This is a genomic window from Kitasatospora sp. NPDC028055 (genome assembly GCF_040637885.1).
GTDB lineage: Bacteria > Actinomycetota > Actinomycetes > Streptomycetales > Streptomycetaceae > Kitasatospora.
Genome location: NZ_JBEZXE010000004.1, coordinates 95,736 through 111,169 on the forward strand (window position 1 = coordinate 95,736; position 15,434 = coordinate 111,169).

Genomic DNA, 15,434 nt, shown 5'->3' on the forward strand with positions numbered 1-15,434 from the left:
AGCGGGCTGCGGGCGCCGGGTCAGCGGGCCGCGTGGGCCGGTCCGGCAGGCTGCGGGGCAGCGGGCCAGCAGGCGCCGGGCCAGCGGGCGCCAGGGTCAGCGGGCGGCGCGCAGCTCGCGCGGCAGCCAGTCGAAGCTGTCGGCGCTGACGCCGGTGGAGGGGCGGTACTCCAGGCCGATCGCGCCGGTGTAGCCGGCCGCGCTGAGCCGGGCGAACAGGTCCTCGAAGTCCAGCTCGCCGGTGCCGGGCTCGTTGCGGCCCGGGTTGTCGGCGATCTGCACGTGGCCGATCCGGTCGGCGTAGGTGTCGATGACGGCCGCCAGGTCCTCGCCGTTCTTGGCCAGGTGGTACAGGTCGCAGAGGAACCTGGCGTTCCCCAGGCCGGTGGCGGCGTTGACCTTGTCGACCACCTCGACCGCGGCGGCCGCGGAGACCAGCGGGTAGTCCGGGGACTCGGCCTTGTTGAGGGCCTCGATCAGCAGGACGGCGCCGATCTCGTGGGCCGCCCGGGCCGCGAGCACCAGGTTCTCCAGTGCGACCGCGTCCTGCTCGGCCGGCTCGACGCCCTCGACCCGGTTGCCGTACAGCGCGTTGAGCGCGGTGGCACCGAGCGAGGACGCCAGTTCCGCGGCGACCGGGACGTTGGCCCGGAAGCGGTCCCGCTCGGACGGGACCGAGACGGTTCCCCGGGCACCCTGGCTGAGGTCGTCCAGGAAGTTGAGGCCGGTGAGCCGGACGCCCGCGTCACTGAACGCCTTGCGCAGCGCGTCGAGCTCGGCCCGGCTCGGGCTGTGTTCGGTGCCGAAGGGCCACCAGAGTTCGGCGGCCGTGAAGCCGGCCGCGGCGGCGGCCGCGGGGCGCTCCAGCAGCGGGAGTTCGCCGAACAGGATCGACAGGTTGACCGTGAAGCCGTGCTTGGCAGCCGCCGTCACGTCCATCACCTCTCACTCTCTCTTCCTTCATCCGCAACTTCCACGATCCGGAAGATGGATTCTGTGTGGTGGAAGCATCTCCGGCTCGCCGAGCAGGTGTCAAGGCTGCCGCAACATTTTGTTGAAGTAGTCCGGAGGGGTCCGCCCACCGGCCCCGCGACTGTTCGATCACCCAGCCCCTGCCCCCGCCCACCCCCGCTCGATACAGTGAGCAGGTGCGATTGATGGTGGAGTTCACGACAGAACCGTTCGAACTGGACACGTTCCCCGAGCACGCCGCGACGGCCCGCAAGGTCGTCGACGAGGCCGGCCTGGACGTATCGGTCGGCCCCTTCGGGACCGGCGCCGAGGGCGAGGCCGACCAGGTCCTCGCCGCGGTGACCCGGCTGCTCCGGGAGACCCTGAACGCCGGGGCGACCCGCATCTCCGTCCAGGTGAGCGTGTTGGGAGAGGAGGGCGGTACGCCGTGACCGAGCACGTGGAGCACCCGCTCGCCGCGGCGGTCAAGCCGCTGCTGGACGCGGTCGGCGCGACACCCGTCCCGCTGGACGAGGCGAAGGCCGAGGACGTCGTCCTGGAGTGGGAGGGCACCCCGGCCCTGGCCGTCCGGCTGCCGCACCTGAGCAGTGCGCTGGACCGGCTGCTGGCCGAGATGGCCCGACAGTTCGACGGCCGCCCGCTGGCCGAGCTGGACCGCTGGGAGAAGCAGCGGGTCGTCGCCCTCCTGGAGGAGCGCGGCGCCTTCACCGTCCGCCACGGGGTCGAGACGGTCGCCTCGGCCCTGGGCGTCAGCCGCTTCACCGTGTACAACTACCTGAACCGCCAGGACGGCTCGAAGCCGTCCTGAGCACGGCTCGAAGCCGTCCCGAGCACGGCTCGCGAGGAGCTTGCGAACGGGTGACCCCGCCGCTGTGGACAGTCTCGACCGACCCACGGCGGGGCACACTTGGTGAATCGCACACGAAAGGGCCCGGCAGCGCGGCCCGGTTCAAAACGTAACCACCAAGCGTTCAACAAACTGTTGACGGCAGGGTGGGGCCGATCTAGCTTTTCCGGGTGGCACCACTCTTCAGGAGGTCCACTCGTGACCAACCACCCCCACGCCCTCGACTCCCTGGCCGCGGCCGATGCCGCGGAACTGGAGAAGATCCTGCTGGAGGTATGCTCCAGCCCCCGTTGGGCCGCCGCCGTCGCACAAGCCCGGCCCTGGTCCAGCCGTGAGGCCCTGCTCGCCGCCAACGCGGAAGCAATGGCCGCACTGACCGTCGCGGACCTGCGCGACGCGATGGCCGGACACGCCCGGATCGGCCAGCCCAAGGAGGGCGACGCCACCTCCGAACGCGAACAGGCCGGCATCCAGGGCGTGGACCGGGCCGTCCTCGACGAACTGCGCGAGGCCAACGCCGCCTACGAGGCGAAGTTCGGCCACGTGTTCCTGATCTGCGCGACCGGCCGCACCGCGGCCACCATGCTCACGGCCCTGCGCGAGCGCCACCCCAACGACCCCGCCACCGAGGCGGAGATCGTCCGGGGCGAGCTGCGCAAGATCAACGACATCCGGCTGAACCGCCTCCTCGACGCTTCCTGACGCATCGTCAAGAATGCTTCGTGGGCGGGACGTCCGATCCGGGAACGTCTCCGGAGGCGCCCCACCTCGGAGGCCCCGCCTCCGGACGTGCGCCCCGCGTTATCTGACGTACCATCACCTCTGCCATCAGTAAGGTCACTTCACCCATGACTGGCATCTCCACCCACGTGCTCGACACCAGCCTCGGCCGCCCGGCCGAGGGCGTCCCGGTCGAGCTCGCACTGCACACCGAGGGTGGCTGGCAGGTGCTCGGCACCTCCGCCACGGACTCCGACGGCCGGGTCAAGGACCTCCCGGCCGTGGAGGCGGGCTCGGTCGTCCGGCTGCTCTTCGACACCGGCGCGTACTACGCGCTCAAGTCCGCGGAGCCGCCGTTCTTCCCCGAGGTCTCGATCGTCTTCACGGTCGCGCCCGAGCAGCACCACTACCACGTGCCGCTGCTGCTGAACCCGTTCGGATACTCGGTCTACCGCGGAAGCTAGTAGACCGACCTGGAAGCTTAGGAGCCTGTCATGGCCCACGTGCTCGGTCAGAACCAGTACGGCAAGGCGGAGAACCGCATCGTCCGGGTCTACCGCGACTCCACCCGGCACGAGATCAAGGACCTGAACGTCTCGGTCTCCCTCCAGGGCGAGTTCGAGGACGTCCACCTCACCGGGTCGAACGCCAACTGCCTTCCCACCGACACCACCAAGAACACCGTGTACGCCTTCGCCAAGGAGTACGGCATCGACTCGGCCGAGGCCTTCGGCATCCTGCTGGCCCGGCACTTCGTCGACGACACCGAGCGCGGCGTCGTGCACAGCGCCCGGATCCGGATCGAGGAGTACGCCTGGGACCGGATCCGGACGCCGGACAGCTCGGCCCGGTTCATCGGCTCGGAGGAGGTCGGCCACTCCTTCGTCCGCAACGGCCAGGAGACCCGCACCACCGAGATCGTCTACGACGGCGAGCGGGTCCAGGTCATCTCCGGCCTCAAGGACCTCATCGTCATGAACTCCACCAACTCGGAGTTCTGGGGCTACATCAAGGACAAGTACACCACCCTCCAGGAGGCGTACGACCGCATCCTCGCCACCCAGGTCACCGCCCGCTGGAAGTACGGCTACAGCGGTCGCGACGGCGAGGCCCAGCCCAACTGGAACCGCTCCTACACCCACGTGAAGCGGCACATGCTGGAGGCGTTCGCCGAGACCTACTCCTACTCGCTGCAGCAGACCCTGCACGCGATGGGCACCCGGGTCCTCAACAACCGCGCCGAGGTGGACGAGGTACGCCTCGAACTGCCCAACAAGCACCACTTCCTCGTCGACCTGGAGCCCTTCGGCCTCAAGAACGAGAACGAGGTCTACTACGCCGCGGACCGCATGTACGGCCTGATCGAGGGCACCGTGCACCGCGAGGGCGTCGTCCCGGTCATCCCGGTCGTCTGACCTCCCCCACGCCCCGCACGCCGCTCAGCCCGCTCACCCCGCTCACCCCATGGACTCCGCCCGGAATCGCCGCACCCTCCGGCCCGCTCGGGCCGGTCGAGTCCGGGCGGACCGCACCACCCGCGTCACCTGCACCACCCGCACGACCCGCACGACCTGCACCACCCGCACGGCCCGTATCACCGCACCACGCTCCACCTGTTTCTCCACCTGTTTCTCCACCCCCACCAACCGGAGTTCGTGTTCGCCTCGCGGCGGCCGGCCCGGGGCACTGGAGAAGCGTCCCGAGGGATCCTTGCTCCGCCGTCCCGCCCTCGGGGGGTCTCCAGCGCCACGGGCGCGCCGGGAGCCACGGGCACAAGAGGGGCTCGACATGGCACCCAGCAACACCAGCAGTAACGACGGCGGTTCCACCCCTGCAAGAACCCCAGACCCGGACGGTACGTCGACCCGCCTCCCCGGCGGGCCGTCCGGGTCCGGGACCCACCCCGTGGACGAGGTGCTGCCCCCGGTGAAACTGCTCTCCACCGGACTCCAGCACGTCGCCGCGATGTACGCGGGAGTCGTCGCACCCCCGCTCATCGTCGGCGCCGGCGTCGGACTCTCCGCCACCGACCTCGCCCTGCTCATCTCGGCCAGCCTGTTCACCGCCGGACTGGCCACCCTGCTCCAGACCCTCGGCATCTGGAAGATCGGCGCGCGGCTGCCGTTCGTGAACGGCGTGTCGTTCGCGGGCGTCGCGCCCATGATCGCCATCGCCAAGGGCTCCATCGAACGGACGGGGGGACCGAAGGACGCCCTCCCGGTGATCTTCGGCGCGGTGATCGTCGCGGGAGCCCTGTGCTTCCTCGCGGCACCGTACTTCTGCAAGCTCATCCGGTTCTTCCCCCCGGTCGTCCAGGGCACCGTGATCACCCTCATCGGGGTGTCCCTGCTCCCGGTGGCGGTGAACTGGGCGCGCGGCGGCTCGCCGAGCGCCCCCGGGTACGGCTCCGTGCGGGCCGTCGGCCTCGCCGCGATCACCCTCGCCGCGGTGGTGCTCTGCAACCGGCTGCTGCGCGGTTTCTGGCAGCAGCTGTCCCTGCTCGTCGGTCTGGCGTTCGGCACCCTGGTCGCCTTCCCGCTGGGGCTGGCCGACTTCGGCGCGGTCCAGGACGCGAAGATCTTCGCGCTCCCGTCCCCGTTCCACTTCGGCGCGCCCGCCTTCGACGCGGCCGCGATCGTCTCGATGTGCATCGTCATGGTGGTCTCGATGACCGAGTCCACCGCCGACATGCTCGCCCTCGGCAAGATCGTCGAGCGCGAGGCCGACGAACCCACGCTCGCCGCCGGCCTCCGGGCCGACGGACTGGCCACCGCGATCAGCCCCGTCTTCAACGGCTTCGCCGCCAGCGCCTTCGCCCAGAACATCGGGCTGGTGGCGCTGACCAGGATCCGCAGCCGCTTCGTGGTCGCGGCCGGCGGAGGCATCCTGATCCTGCTGGGGCTCTTCCCGGTCCTCGGCTCGGTCGTCTCGCTGGTGCCGCAACCCGTCCTCGGCGGAGCCGGGATCGTACTCTTCGGCACGGTCGCGGCGAGTGGGATCCGCACCCTCGCGGAGGCCGGCATGGAGTCCAGCGCCAACACCATCCTGGTGTCGGTCTCGCTCGGTGTCGGCATCGTCCCGATCGCCGTACCCACCTTCTACGACGCCTTCCCGGAGGCGGTCCGGACCCTGATGCACTCGGGGATCTCGGCCGGCTGCGTGATGGCCGTCCTGCTCAACCTGCTGTTCCACCACGTCGGAACCGCCCGCCGGTCCGAATCGCAGTCCAGATCCGGCGAGGCCCCCGGCGCGACGGTGCCGACGGCGACACCGTACTGACCGGTCCGGGCAGGGGCGCAAACCACTCGGTGCGCGCCCCTCCTGGCCCTCCCCCATAGGAGTGACACCATGGCAGTCCAGCCCCCACCCGCCGACCAGCGGATCGTGATCGAGAACGTCGCGATCGCCACGGTCGACGCCGTCGACACCGAGTACGCCCGCGGCCACGTGGTCATCCTCGGCAACCGGATCGAATCCGTCGGCAACGGCCCCGCCCCGGCGTGGCTGGACAACGTGGTGCGCCGGATCAACGGCGAGGGCCACCTGCTCACCCCCGGCCTGGTCAACACCCACCACCACTTCTACCAGTGGATCACCCGCGGCCTCGCCCAGGACAACATCCTCTTCGACTGGCTGGTCGCCCTCTACCCGACCTGGGCCCGGATCGACGACAAGCTCGTGCACGCCGCCAGCCAGGGCTCGGCCGCCGCCCTGCTCAAGTCCGGCTGCACCACCGCCTCGGACCACCACTACGTCTTCCCCAAGGACGGCGGCGACGTCCTCGGCGCCTCGATCGAGGCCGTCCAGGAGCTCGGCCTGCGCTTCACCGCGCTGCGCGGCTCGATGGACCGCAGCAAGAAGGACGGCGGACTGCCGCCGGACCACGCCGTCGAGGAGCTGGACGACATCCTGGCCGCCTCCGAGGCCGCCGTCGACCGCTACCACGACTCCTCCTTCGGCTCGATGCTGCACGTCGCGCTGGCGCCCTGTTCGCCCTTCTCGGTCTCCACCGACCTGCTCCGCCAGTCCGCCGAACTCGCCCGCCGCAAGGGCGTCCGGCTGCACACCCACGGCTCCGAGACGGCCGAGGAGGAGCAGTTCTGCAAGGAGCTGTTCGGGATGGGGCCGACCGACTACTTCGAGTCGGTCGGCTGGCTCGGCGAGGACGTCTGGATGGCGCACTGCGTCCACATGAACGACTCCGACATCGCCAAGTTCGCCGAGACCGGCACCGGCGTGGCGCACTGCCCCTCCTCCAACGCCCGCCTGGCCGCCGGGATCGCCCGGGTGCCCGACATGCTCAAGGCCGGCGTACCGGTCGGGCTCGGCGTCGACGGCACCGCCTCGAACGAGTCCGGCGAGCTGGGCACCGAGCTGCGCAACGCGCTGCTGATCAACCGGCTGCACGGCTACCCGACCGCGCTGACCGGGCGCCAGGCGCTGCGGCTGGGGACCATGGGCGGCGCCCGGGTGCTCGGGCGGCAGAACGAGATCGGCTCCATCGAGGCCGGCAAGCTGGCCGACCTGGCCCTGTGGAAGATCGACGGGGTCATGCACTCCTCGATCGCCGACCCGGTCGCGGCCCTCACCTTCGGCGCGCTGCCGCCGCTGGCGACCCTGTTCGTCGACGGCAACGCCGTCGTCGAGAAGGGCGAGCTGACCACCGTCAACGAGGACCGGATCGCGCGTGCCTGCGCCCGCGCGGCCAAGGAGCTCGCCTCCCGGCCCGTCTGACGGCCCGCCGGGCGGGCCGGAGCTGCCCTCCGGCCCGCCCGGCCCACTGGTTCCGGAGCGCGCCCAGGGACGGTGCGTGACCCGGACTCCGTACACCCGCCAGGGTGTACGGACCGCGGCCCCGAACCCACGGCGAGGGTTCGGGGCCGCGGCGTGCCCGGGGCGGGGAGCAGGGGCGTGCCCGGGGCGGGGAGCGGGGAGCTTGGGCGAAGCGGCGAACGAACAGATAACAGCGAACGGATGACAGGTGACAACTTTCATCATCTGTTATCCGTTCGCTGTTATCTGTCTTCTGTTATCTGTTACCTGTTCGCCGTCATCCGTCCCAACGCCGTCGGCCGCCCGCCCGTCAGGCCGTGCGCCCCAGCGTCGCCAGGTAGGCCCGCCAGCCGCCGTGGTGGGTGATCTCGCGGTGCACCCCGCGCTCGACCTCGCCGCGGGCGAGCAGCATGGAGAAGCATGCGGAGCCGTCCTCCAGCTCGATCACGCCGAGCTCCAACTCCCTGGGCTCGCCGGGCAGGATGACGTCCCGCAGGCGCTCCAGGCTGATCTCGTACAGCTCGCCCTCGATCGCGGTGTCGACGGACGGGTCGGCCAGCAGCCCCGGGCAGACGTCCGTCCCGCCGCTGTGGTCGATGGAGAAGAAGCGGTAGCCGGGGGCGGTGCGGGCCGGGCCGATCAGTGCGTCGGCGACCTTGTCGTGGAACGGTCCGCCGACCATCGCCTGGCCGTTGAAGAAGATGCGTGCCATCGGTGAACTCCTCAGAAGGGAAAGGCCGTACAAAGAAAAAGACCGTTCCGCACGGCGACGAGAGGACAGGTGGATTCGTCGCCGTACGGAACGGAGCAAAGGGCGGCGGAACTGCTACGACCCGGCAGGCGGCAGCGGTGGCGCCGACGGATAGATTGGTGCTCAGCCCAGCAGGGGAAGCGCGGGGAGGGTCAGGAAGTCCGCGAACTCCTCGGCCAGGGCGACCTGTTCGAAGAGCTGGGCGGCCTCGCGCCAGCGGCCTGCCCGGTAGGCCTCGTCGCCGAACTCAGCGCGGAGCTCGGCCAGTTCGGTGGCGACCAGGGTGCGGACCAGCTCGGCGGTGGCCTTCTCGCCGGTGTCGGACAGCACGACCCCGTTGTGGATCCACTGCCAGATCTGCGAACGCGAGATCTCGGCGGTGGCAGCGTCCTCCATCATGTTGAAGATGCCGACCGCGCCGAGCCCGCGCAGCCAGGCCTCGATGTAGCGGACGCCGACCTGGACGGCGTTGTGCAGCCCGGCCCGGGTGCAGGTGCCTCCGGCGCCGGCGATGTCGAGCAGTTCGGCGGCGGTGACCGGCTCGGCGGGGCCCGGGTTGTCCTTCTGGTTGGGCCGCTCGCCGAGCACCGCGTCGAAGGAGGCCCGGGCGACCGGGACGAGGTCCGGGTGGGCGACCCAGGAGCCGTCGAAGCCGTTGCCGGCCTCGCGGTCCTTGTCCGCCTTGACCTTCTCCAGCGCGGCGGCGTTGACCTCCGGGTCCCTACGGCTGGGGATGAACGCGGCCATGCCGCCGATCGCGTGGGCGCCGCGCCTGTGGCAGGTCTGCACCAGCAGCCGGGTGTAGGCGGCCATGAACGGCGAGGCCATGGTGACGCTGTTGCGGTCCGGCAGGATGTAGTGCTCGCCGGCGTCGCGGAAGTTCTTGACGATCGAGAAGAGGTAGTCCCAGCGTCCGGCGTTGAGGCCGGCCGCGTGGTCGCGCAGCTCGTACAGGATCTCGTCCATCTCGAAGGCCGCGGTGATGGTCTCGATCAGGACGGTGGCCCGGACGGTGCCGTACGGGATGCCCAACTCGGCCTGGGCGTGGGTGAACACGTCGTTCCAGAGCCGGGCCTCGAGGTGGCTCTCGGTCTTCGGCAGGTAGAAGTACGGGCCGGAGTTGGGGTCCTCGGCGCCCTTGGCGATGAGCCGGGCGGCGTTGTGGAAGAAGTACAGGCCGAAGTCGACGAACGCGCCGGCCACCGGGACGCCGTCGACCAGCAGGTGGTTCTCGTCCAGGTGCCAGCCGCGCGGGCGGACCACGACGGTGGCGAGTTCGGCGGCGGGCCTGAGGGTGTAGGCCTTGCCGGCCGAGCTGGTGAAGTCGATCCGGCCCTCGAAGGCGTCGATCAGGTTGACCTGCCCGCTGACCACGTTCTCCCAGGTCGGGGAGGTGGCGTCCTCGAAGTCGGCGAGCCAGATCTTCGCCCCGGAGTTGAGCGCGTTGATGACCATCTTGCGGTCGGTGGGCCCGGTGATCTCGACCCGGCGGTCCTGGAGGGCGCGCGGCGCCTCGGCGACCTTCCAGTCGCCGGCCCGGACGTCGGCGGTCTCGGGGAGGAAGTCCAGCGTGCCGGTGCGGGCGATCTCGGCCCGTCGGCTCTTCCGCCTCGCCAGGAGCTCCTGTCGACGACCCTCGAAGGCGCGATGGAGGCCCACGACGAAGGCGACCGCCTCCGGGGTGAGCACCTCCTCGGCCCGATGGACGCGCGGTCCGGCGACAGTGACGACCGGAGCGGCGGGGGAGGCGCCGACGGGCCCCTGATCTGCAGCCATGAGCAGGACACTCCTAAGACGGTTGAGCCTGGCAAAGGGAGCTCCGGTGGGAACTTCCTCGGGTACTTCCTCGATCGTTACCCGCCTGTCGGCGGATTCGATTCTGTAAGGTGGAGACTAGTTTCCGCGATACAGAATTTCAACGGTTTGTTGAAGAGGTCGCCGGGACTCTACTCCTCCCCGACAGCGAAGGGAACGCCGGTGGTTGCGACCCCCGACACAGCATCGACGACAGGCGCCGACCGCGCGAGCGGCGGCGTGCAGTCCGTCGAGCGCGCCTTCCAACTCCTGGAGGCGCTGGCCGACTCGAGTGGCGTGGCCACCCTCAGCGAGCTCTCCACCAGCTCCGGCCTCCCGATGCCGACCATCCACCGACTGGTTCGTACCCTCGTCCAGCAGGGCTATGTCCGCCAGGACACCGCCCGGCGCTACACCCTCGGCCCCCGGCTGATCCGGCTCGGCGAGACGGCCGGCCGACTGCTCGGCAGCTGGGCCCGCCCGTACCTGGCCGAGCTCATGGAGGCCACCGGCGAGACCGCCAACCTGGCGGTGCTGGAGGGCGGCGAGGTGGTGTACGTCGGACAGGTGCAGTCGCGGCGCTCGATGCGGATGTTCACCGAGGTCGGCCGACGGGTGCAGCCGCACTGCACCGGCGTCGGCAAGGCGCTGCTCGCCCAGCTCCCCGAGGACGAAGCGCGTGCGGTCCTGGGCCCCAACCCGCTGCCCGCGCACACCGAGTACACCCTCACCGACCCGCAGGCGCTGATGGACCAGCTCGCCGAGGCGCGCGAGCGCGGGTACGTGGTCGACGACCAGGAGCAGGAGATCGGCGTCCGCTGCATCGCCCTCGCCGTCCCGGGCGCCCCCACGCCCACCGCCCTCTCGGTGTCCGGCCCGGAGGCCCGGATCCGGGCACTGGAGGAACAGGCCGGGGCGTCTGCACTGGTACCGGTGATGCACCAGATCGCGGCCCGGCTCGGGCAGGTCCTGGCACCCTGACGATCAGTCAACAGCCTTCCTCGACAAGAGCGATCGGGCCGATGTCGGCGCCCCGCCGTTCGAGTGGCGGTGGGCGAGTTGTGGCGCCGCCGCGTCGGCGGCTCGGACACCCTGGGGCGGACGCGGCCCGCGACGGCGCGGGCCGCCGGAGCACGGGAACAGGGTGAACGGCGTGGCACAGCACGGAGTACGGGGCGGCGCGGGGCGCAGGGGGTTCGGCCGGATCGGCCTGATCGGCCGGGCCGGATGGGTCGGCCAGGTCGGATGGGGCGGCCGGGCCGGATGGGTCGCGGCGGTGACGGCGGGCTGCGCGGCAGCCGCACTGGCCGCCGGCCCGTCCTGGGCGGTGCGGCACCCGGTGCCACGCCCGGACCTTGGGGTCGTCGCGCCGGGTGCGCCCGAGGCGTCCACGCTGCCGGCCGTGGTGGCCAAGCCGTCCGCATCGCACCTGGAGGTGGTCCGGATCGACCCGGACCCGGCGTCGCCAGGCGGCACCACCACCATTCACGCCTTCGTCGCCAACGCGGGCCCGGACACCACCGTGTCCCCGTTCACGGTGACGGTCACCCTCCCGAACGGGGTCACCGCGGCCCCCCCGTTCTACCCAACGGACTGTGAGGTCGTCGCACGCGGCAGGCAGGTGCGCTGCGTCTTCGGCCCCGGGCTGAAGGAGGGGCGCAGCGCGACCGCCCTCGTCCCGGTCGTGCTCTCCCCCGATCTGCCGCTCGGGGTCCTGGCGGGCGGCTCGGTCGAGGTGCGCAGCGCGGACGACCCGGGGGGCATCCGCCACCGGGAGCCGTTCGACATTCGGGTCGTCGAGACGACCCAGGGCTGACGGCCGGATCGCCCCACCGGTCACCGGCCGCCGGCGAGCGGCTGCCGGATCCCGGTGACCGGTGGGGCGGGCTCGTGGTTACCGGTAGACGTGGTCACCGGTACAGGTGGTTACCGGTAGACGAGGTCACCGGCAGACGCGGTCACCGGTAGACGCGGACGTAGTCGGCGGCCATGGTGATCGGGGCGTTCCCCTGCGGCGCCGGGTGGTACTTGCCGGCGCTCACCGAGAGGTTGAGGATCAGGTACGCCGAGAAGTTGGCCCCGACGCCCTTGCCGTCCGAGAACACCTTGACGCCGTTGACGTACCAGTCCACCGAGTTGGCGCCGTAGTAGGTGCCGATGGTCACCCACTGGTCGGCGGCGACGGCGCTCGCATCGGTGTAGTAGTCGGGGTTGCCGGGGTTGACGTGGTTGGTCAGCTCCAGCAGGTTCGGGTTGTCGGGGTGGTACTCGAAGGAGTCGATCTCCCCGTTGCCGTTCTTCCAGGTCCACAGGGCGGGCCAGGCGCCGGTGCCGGCGGGCAGCTTGACCCGGGTCTCGGCGTAGTCGCCGGTCTTGACCTGGAAGCCCTCGGCGGAGCCCTCGGTGGTCAGGAAGCCGGTGTTCCAGGACTGCTTGCCGTTCTCCAGGGTGGGGCCGCCCGGGGTGGCGGTGAACGTGGCGACGCCGTTCCCGACGGTGACGTTGTTCTTGTTCAGCCAGTCGAGCTTGTTGTCGTCCGGGTTGTGGTTCCCGTACTTGTACGAGGTGCTCTTGTCACCGACCCAGCGCTGGCCCCAGTTGATCGGGCCGTTGAACTCGTCGGACCAGGTCAGCGACTTGCCCGCGATCGGGGAGGACGGCGCCGGGGTCGTCGGGGTGGCCGTGGCGGTCGGGGTGCTGGTCGGGGTCGCGGTGGGGGTCGCCGTGGGGGTCGCCGTGGGGGTCGCGGTGGGGGTCGCCGTCGGGGAGGGGGCCGGCGTGGGCGTACCCGTGGCCGAGACCACCAGCTGCTGCGAGGGCAGGTTGTGCCACGCGCCGCCGAGGTCCTGCCAGAAACCGAACTGGGTGTACGTCCCGGCGGCCAGGGTGCGGGCGGCGCTGGTGTAGTTGAATCCGCCGGGGCAGATCTGCACGTTGCTCGCGTTGCCCGGGAAGTCCAGGTTGGTGCCGCGCGCGTCACGGACGCCGACGCCGACGGTCTTGGCGGTGAAGCAGGCCGAGGAGTGCAGGGCCAGCGAGGCGGTGCCGGCCTTGCCGGCGACCATGGTGGCGGGGGCGAGCCGGTCCTGGGTGACGGTCGGGCCGGTGGCGGCCTGGGCGCCGGAGACGGACGGCAGGCCGAGCAGGCCGGCGCCGGTGATGGCGAGCGCCCCGGTCGTGGCGAGGGCGGCGTTGCGGCCGCGGTGGGACGGACGGGCGTGGCGGGGCGCGCGACGGCGCCGGGCAGGCTGGTGCATGGGGATCCTCTGCGACGCCTGCGAGGTGAGCTGTCGGATTCGGGCTGCAGTTGCCCGGCCGCCTGTGGAGCGGCTTCACCCCTAGCCGCGACCCGCACGCTGGTGCGTACGGGCCGGGCGCTGACCTTGGTTCCCCCGCTCCCGTCCGCTGTGGTGCTCGGGTACTCGCCGGCGGGTGGACGGGACTCGGCGTCCCGGCGGCGGGGTCCGCGACGGCGGACGACGAGTGCAGGCTAGGCAGGCCATCCGTGGACGGACAACCTGATCAAGCCGGTTGTCGCACAGCTCACAGTGGTGTCGATCAACGACGCTGCGTGGTGGCCGAGTTGATCACCGGAGTCGACGCCGCCCGGTCCCCCCGTCCGGCCCGCCCGGACTGCCGACCGCACACTGTACGCGGTACGACGGTGGCGGACCGTACCGTGACCGCCGAACCGTGACCGCCGAACCGTGACATCCGTGGCGTGGAGCCGCCCGTATCCGCCCGGTCGGATAAATTGGAGCCCTGGGATTTTCCACGGTGCACAAGAGCACCGACCAGAGCCGTACGACCCGTCCGCCGTTCCGGAGAAGAGGTTCCGCCCCACCATGACCGCGCCCGCGCCCCTGCCCGCCTTCGCCGGCCGCACCTACGTCTTCCGGGCCGACAACGGCGCGGCCTTCCGCAACTCCTACTCGGCCGACGGCACCCGGCTGCGCTGGGAGGGCCTCGGTGAGTCGGCGGGCCAGTGGGAGGACGTGCGGCTGCACGTCGCCGAGGTCGCACCGGAGATCTACTTCGTCAGCTGGACGGAACAGAGCGGGATCACCGTCAGCCACGTGATGGACCTCAACGCGCTGACCGTACGGGCCTTCTGGACCTTCGAGGGCGAGGGCGGCCGGGTCGGCCAGTTGCACACCGGGACGCTGGAGCGGGTCGCCTGACCGGCGCCGAAACGGACCGACCCCCCGGGAGCCGCGGCTTCCGGGGGGTCGGTGTGTTCGGTGTGTTCCGTGCGTTCTGCGTGTCCTGCGTGTCCTGCGCGTTCCGCGGGCGGCGCCGTCAGACGGTCTGGCCCGGGTGGCCCGGCTGGTTCGGGACCTTGAGGTGCTGGGACAGCCACTCCAGTGAGGACGGCAGCAGGGCGCTCCAGGTCTCGAAGTTGTGGCCGCCGTTCTCGAGCATGCTGTAGGAGACCTTCATCGGGCTCTTCGCGGCGTCGATGAACGCCTCGGTGTCCTGCTTGTAGTTGCCGTCGCCCTTCTTGGTGCCGGCCAGCAGCACGGAGACGTTCGGCTGCGGCAGGTTCTTCAACCGCCACATCAGGTCGGCCTCGTTGCGGCGCTGCTTGCTGCCGCCGAAGAGGTCGCCGGTGGTCGGGTCGTCGGCCGCCTCGTAGTACCCGGAGAGGGACACGGCGGTCGGGAAGACGTCCGGGTGGCGCATGGCCAGCTTGAGCGCGCAGTAGCCACCGGTGGAGTTGCCCATGAAGGCCCAGGCCTGCGGGTCGGTCGAGACCCGGTAGCTGGCCTGGATCGCCGACGGGACGTCCTTGGTGAAGTACGTGTCGGACTGGGCGCCGCCGGGGATGTCCTCGCACTCGGTGTCCTGCGGCAGCGCGGGCGAGGGGCGCATCAGGACCATGACGGTCGGCTGCATCCGGCCCTCCTGCAGCAGCTTGAGCGCGGCGCCCGGGTAGTTGAAGCGGGTGATCAGGTTCTCGGCGATTCCTGGGAAGCCGGTGCTGACGATCACGGCCGGGAACTGCTTCTGCGCGTACTCGGGCTGGAAGTACTGGGGCGGAAGGTAGACGTAGCCCTCGGTCGACAGCCGGCTCTCCTTGCCGTCGATCCGGACCTTGCGGATCTCGCCGGACTGGCTGGGCTCACGGCCCATGGCGCCGCCGCCCTTGACCGAGGCCTGGCCTATGGTCTCGACCAGCAGTCGGCCGGAGGCGTCCGCCTTGTTGTGGATGACCACCGGGCCGGTGCTGCCCGTGCCCATCAGGTCGTCCCAACTGCTATAGAAGGCGAAGTAGTTGTTCGCCACCAGCCCGAGCGCGGCGAGCACCGCCAGCTGGGTGGCGAGCAGCGCGCCGATCCGGCCGAGCACCGCCTGCCAGCTCTTCCGGGCGAGTCTGGGCCAGAGCCAGACCGTGCCGACCATCATCACGACCGCCATCAGCACGGCCAGTGCCAGCACCTTGTGGCTCGTCAGACCCATTTTCCAGTTGCTCCCACGCCTCGAACTCCCACCCCTCCGTTCAGGGACATCCGAGGAGGTCACCCCGGTTCCCCCACCGGGGCGCGAGCACCAACCCTAGCGGGAGCTGTAAGGAAG

15 protein-coding genes and 1 riboswitch are annotated in these 15,434 nt (G+C 70.8%); of the genes, 10 read left to right on the top strand and 5 right to left on the bottom strand.

Translation table 11 applies throughout. The features are described from left to right. Positions 1-96: 96 nt before the first annotated feature. Positions 97-939, bottom strand: coding sequence for a TIM barrel protein (locus AB0F71_RS07755; RefSeq protein WP_360229664.1), 843 nt, complete (start codon positions 937-939; stop codon positions 97-99). A gap of 209 nt (positions 940-1,148) precedes the next feature. Between AB0F71_RS07755 and AB0F71_RS07760 the strand changes: the two genes are divergently transcribed. From AB0F71_RS07760 to AB0F71_RS07790, 7 genes are all read left to right on the top strand, one after another. Continuing rightward, positions 1,149-1,403: a thiamine-binding protein gene (locus AB0F71_RS07760; RefSeq protein WP_360229666.1), complete on the top strand. Its 255-nt coding sequence runs from the start codon at positions 1,149-1,151 to the stop codon at positions 1,401-1,403. After that, the gene (locus tag AB0F71_RS07765; protein ID WP_360229668.1) at positions 1,400-1,780 is read left to right on the top strand and encodes a helix-turn-helix domain-containing protein; all 381 of its coding nucleotides are present in this window, start codon (positions 1,400-1,402) and stop codon (positions 1,778-1,780) included. Before AB0F71_RS07760 ends, AB0F71_RS07765 begins: the two co-directional genes overlap by 4 nt. A 237-nt stretch (positions 1,781-2,017) precedes the next feature. Further along, on the top strand, positions 2,018-2,521 hold the full coding sequence (gene uraD / locus AB0F71_RS07770) for a 2-oxo-4-hydroxy-4-carboxy-5-ureidoimidazoline decarboxylase (RefSeq protein ID WP_360229670.1): 504 nt from the start codon (positions 2,018-2,020) through the stop codon (positions 2,519-2,521). 146 nt (positions 2,522-2,667) lie between these two features. Further along, complete coding sequence (gene uraH / locus AB0F71_RS07775; RefSeq protein ID WP_188309321.1) at positions 2,668-3,003, top strand: hydroxyisourate hydrolase; 336 nt, start codon at positions 2,668-2,670, stop codon at positions 3,001-3,003. 30 nt (positions 3,004-3,033) lie between these two features. After that, positions 3,034-3,954, top strand: coding sequence for a factor-independent urate hydroxylase (gene pucL, locus AB0F71_RS07780; protein ID WP_360229673.1), 921 nt, complete (start codon positions 3,034-3,036; stop codon positions 3,952-3,954). 490 nt (positions 3,955-4,444) lie between these two features. Continuing rightward, a complete protein-coding gene (locus AB0F71_RS07785) occupies positions 4,445-5,818 on the top strand; it encodes a nucleobase:cation symporter-2 family protein (RefSeq protein ID WP_360229675.1) in 1,374 nt (457 codons plus the stop codon). Between the two features lie 69 nt (positions 5,819-5,887). Next, entirely contained in the window at positions 5,888-7,273 is a 1,386-nt protein-coding gene (locus AB0F71_RS07790; RefSeq protein WP_360229677.1) for an 8-oxoguanine deaminase, read from the top strand. 349 nt (positions 7,274-7,622) lie between these two features. Here the strand turns inward: AB0F71_RS07790 and AB0F71_RS07795 are convergent, their stop codons facing one another. Continuing rightward, positions 7,623-8,024: a gamma-glutamylcyclotransferase gene (locus AB0F71_RS07795; RefSeq protein WP_360229679.1), complete on the bottom strand. Its 402-nt coding sequence runs from the start codon at positions 8,022-8,024 to the stop codon at positions 7,623-7,625. A 162-nt stretch (positions 8,025-8,186) separates the two neighbouring features. Further along, positions 8,187-9,839 (bottom strand): malate synthase A, encoded by a 1,653-nt coding sequence (gene aceB / locus AB0F71_RS07800; protein ID WP_360229681.1) that lies wholly within the window; start codon positions 9,837-9,839, stop codon positions 8,187-8,189. A 201-nt stretch (positions 9,840-10,040) separates the two neighbouring features. On the opposite strand from aceB, the gene AB0F71_RS07805 reads away from it, so the two are divergent. Then, positions 10,041-10,838: an IclR family transcriptional regulator gene (locus AB0F71_RS07805; RefSeq protein ID WP_360229683.1), complete on the top strand. Its 798-nt coding sequence runs from the start codon at positions 10,041-10,043 to the stop codon at positions 10,836-10,838. A gap of 172 nt (positions 10,839-11,010) precedes the next feature. Next, a complete protein-coding gene (locus AB0F71_RS07810) occupies positions 11,011-11,673 on the top strand; it encodes a hypothetical protein (protein ID WP_360229685.1) in 663 nt (220 codons plus the stop codon). Positions 11,674-11,815: 142 nt separating this feature from the next. Here AB0F71_RS07810 and AB0F71_RS07815 read toward each other — a convergent pair whose 3' ends face one another. Next, positions 11,816-13,114, bottom strand: coding sequence for a glycoside hydrolase family 16 protein (locus tag AB0F71_RS07815; protein ID WP_360229687.1), 1,299 nt, complete (start codon positions 13,112-13,114; stop codon positions 11,816-11,818). A gap of 2 nt (positions 13,115-13,116) precedes the next feature. Further along, a riboswitch (cyclic di-AMP (ydaO/yuaA leader) is annotated at positions 13,117-13,280 on the bottom strand. A 422-nt stretch (positions 13,281-13,702) separates the two neighbouring features. On the opposite strand from AB0F71_RS07815, the gene AB0F71_RS07820 reads away from it, so the two are divergent. Continuing rightward, positions 13,703-14,038: a phenolic acid decarboxylase gene (locus AB0F71_RS07820; protein WP_360229689.1), complete on the top strand. Its 336-nt coding sequence runs from the start codon at positions 13,703-13,705 to the stop codon at positions 14,036-14,038. Between the two features lie 118 nt (positions 14,039-14,156). Here AB0F71_RS07820 and AB0F71_RS07825 read toward each other — a convergent pair whose 3' ends face one another. Next, positions 14,157-15,317, bottom strand: a complete 1,161-nt coding sequence (locus tag AB0F71_RS07825) for an alpha/beta hydrolase-fold protein (protein ID WP_360229691.1) — start codon at positions 15,315-15,317, stop codon at positions 14,157-14,159. Between the last annotated feature and the right edge of the window lie 117 nt (positions 15,318-15,434).

Excerpts from the sequence above, each read along its gene's own strand:
- pucL (WP_360229673.1), top strand. The coding sequence starts at position 3,034 with ATGGCCCACGTGCTCGGTCAGAACCAGTACGGCAAGGCGGAGAACCGC.
- AB0F71_RS07820 (WP_360229689.1), top strand. The coding sequence starts at position 13,703 with ATGACCGCGCCCGCGCCCCTGCCCGCCTTCGCCGGCCGCACCTACGTC.
- AB0F71_RS07755 (WP_360229664.1), bottom strand. The coding sequence starts at position 939 with ATGGACGTGACGGCGGCTGCCAAGCACGGCTTCACGGTCAACCTGTCG.
- aceB (WP_360229681.1), bottom strand. The coding sequence starts at position 9,839 with ATGGCTGCAGATCAGGGGCCCGTCGGCGCCTCCCCCGCCGCTCCGGTC.
- uraH (WP_188309321.1), top strand. The coding sequence starts at position 2,668 with ATGACTGGCATCTCCACCCACGTGCTCGACACCAGCCTCGGCCGCCCG.
- AB0F71_RS07790 (WP_360229677.1), top strand. The coding sequence starts at position 5,888 with ATGGCAGTCCAGCCCCCACCCGCCGACCAGCGGATCGTGATCGAGAAC.
- AB0F71_RS07825 (WP_360229691.1), bottom strand. The coding sequence starts at position 15,317 with ATGGGTCTGACGAGCCACAAGGTGCTGGCACTGGCCGTGCTGATGGCG.
- AB0F71_RS07795 (WP_360229679.1), bottom strand. The coding sequence starts at position 8,024 with ATGGCACGCATCTTCTTCAACGGCCAGGCGATGGTCGGCGGACCGTTC.
- AB0F71_RS07815 (WP_360229687.1), bottom strand. The coding sequence starts at position 13,114 with ATGCACCAGCCTGCCCGGCGCCGTCGCGCGCCCCGCCACGCCCGTCCG.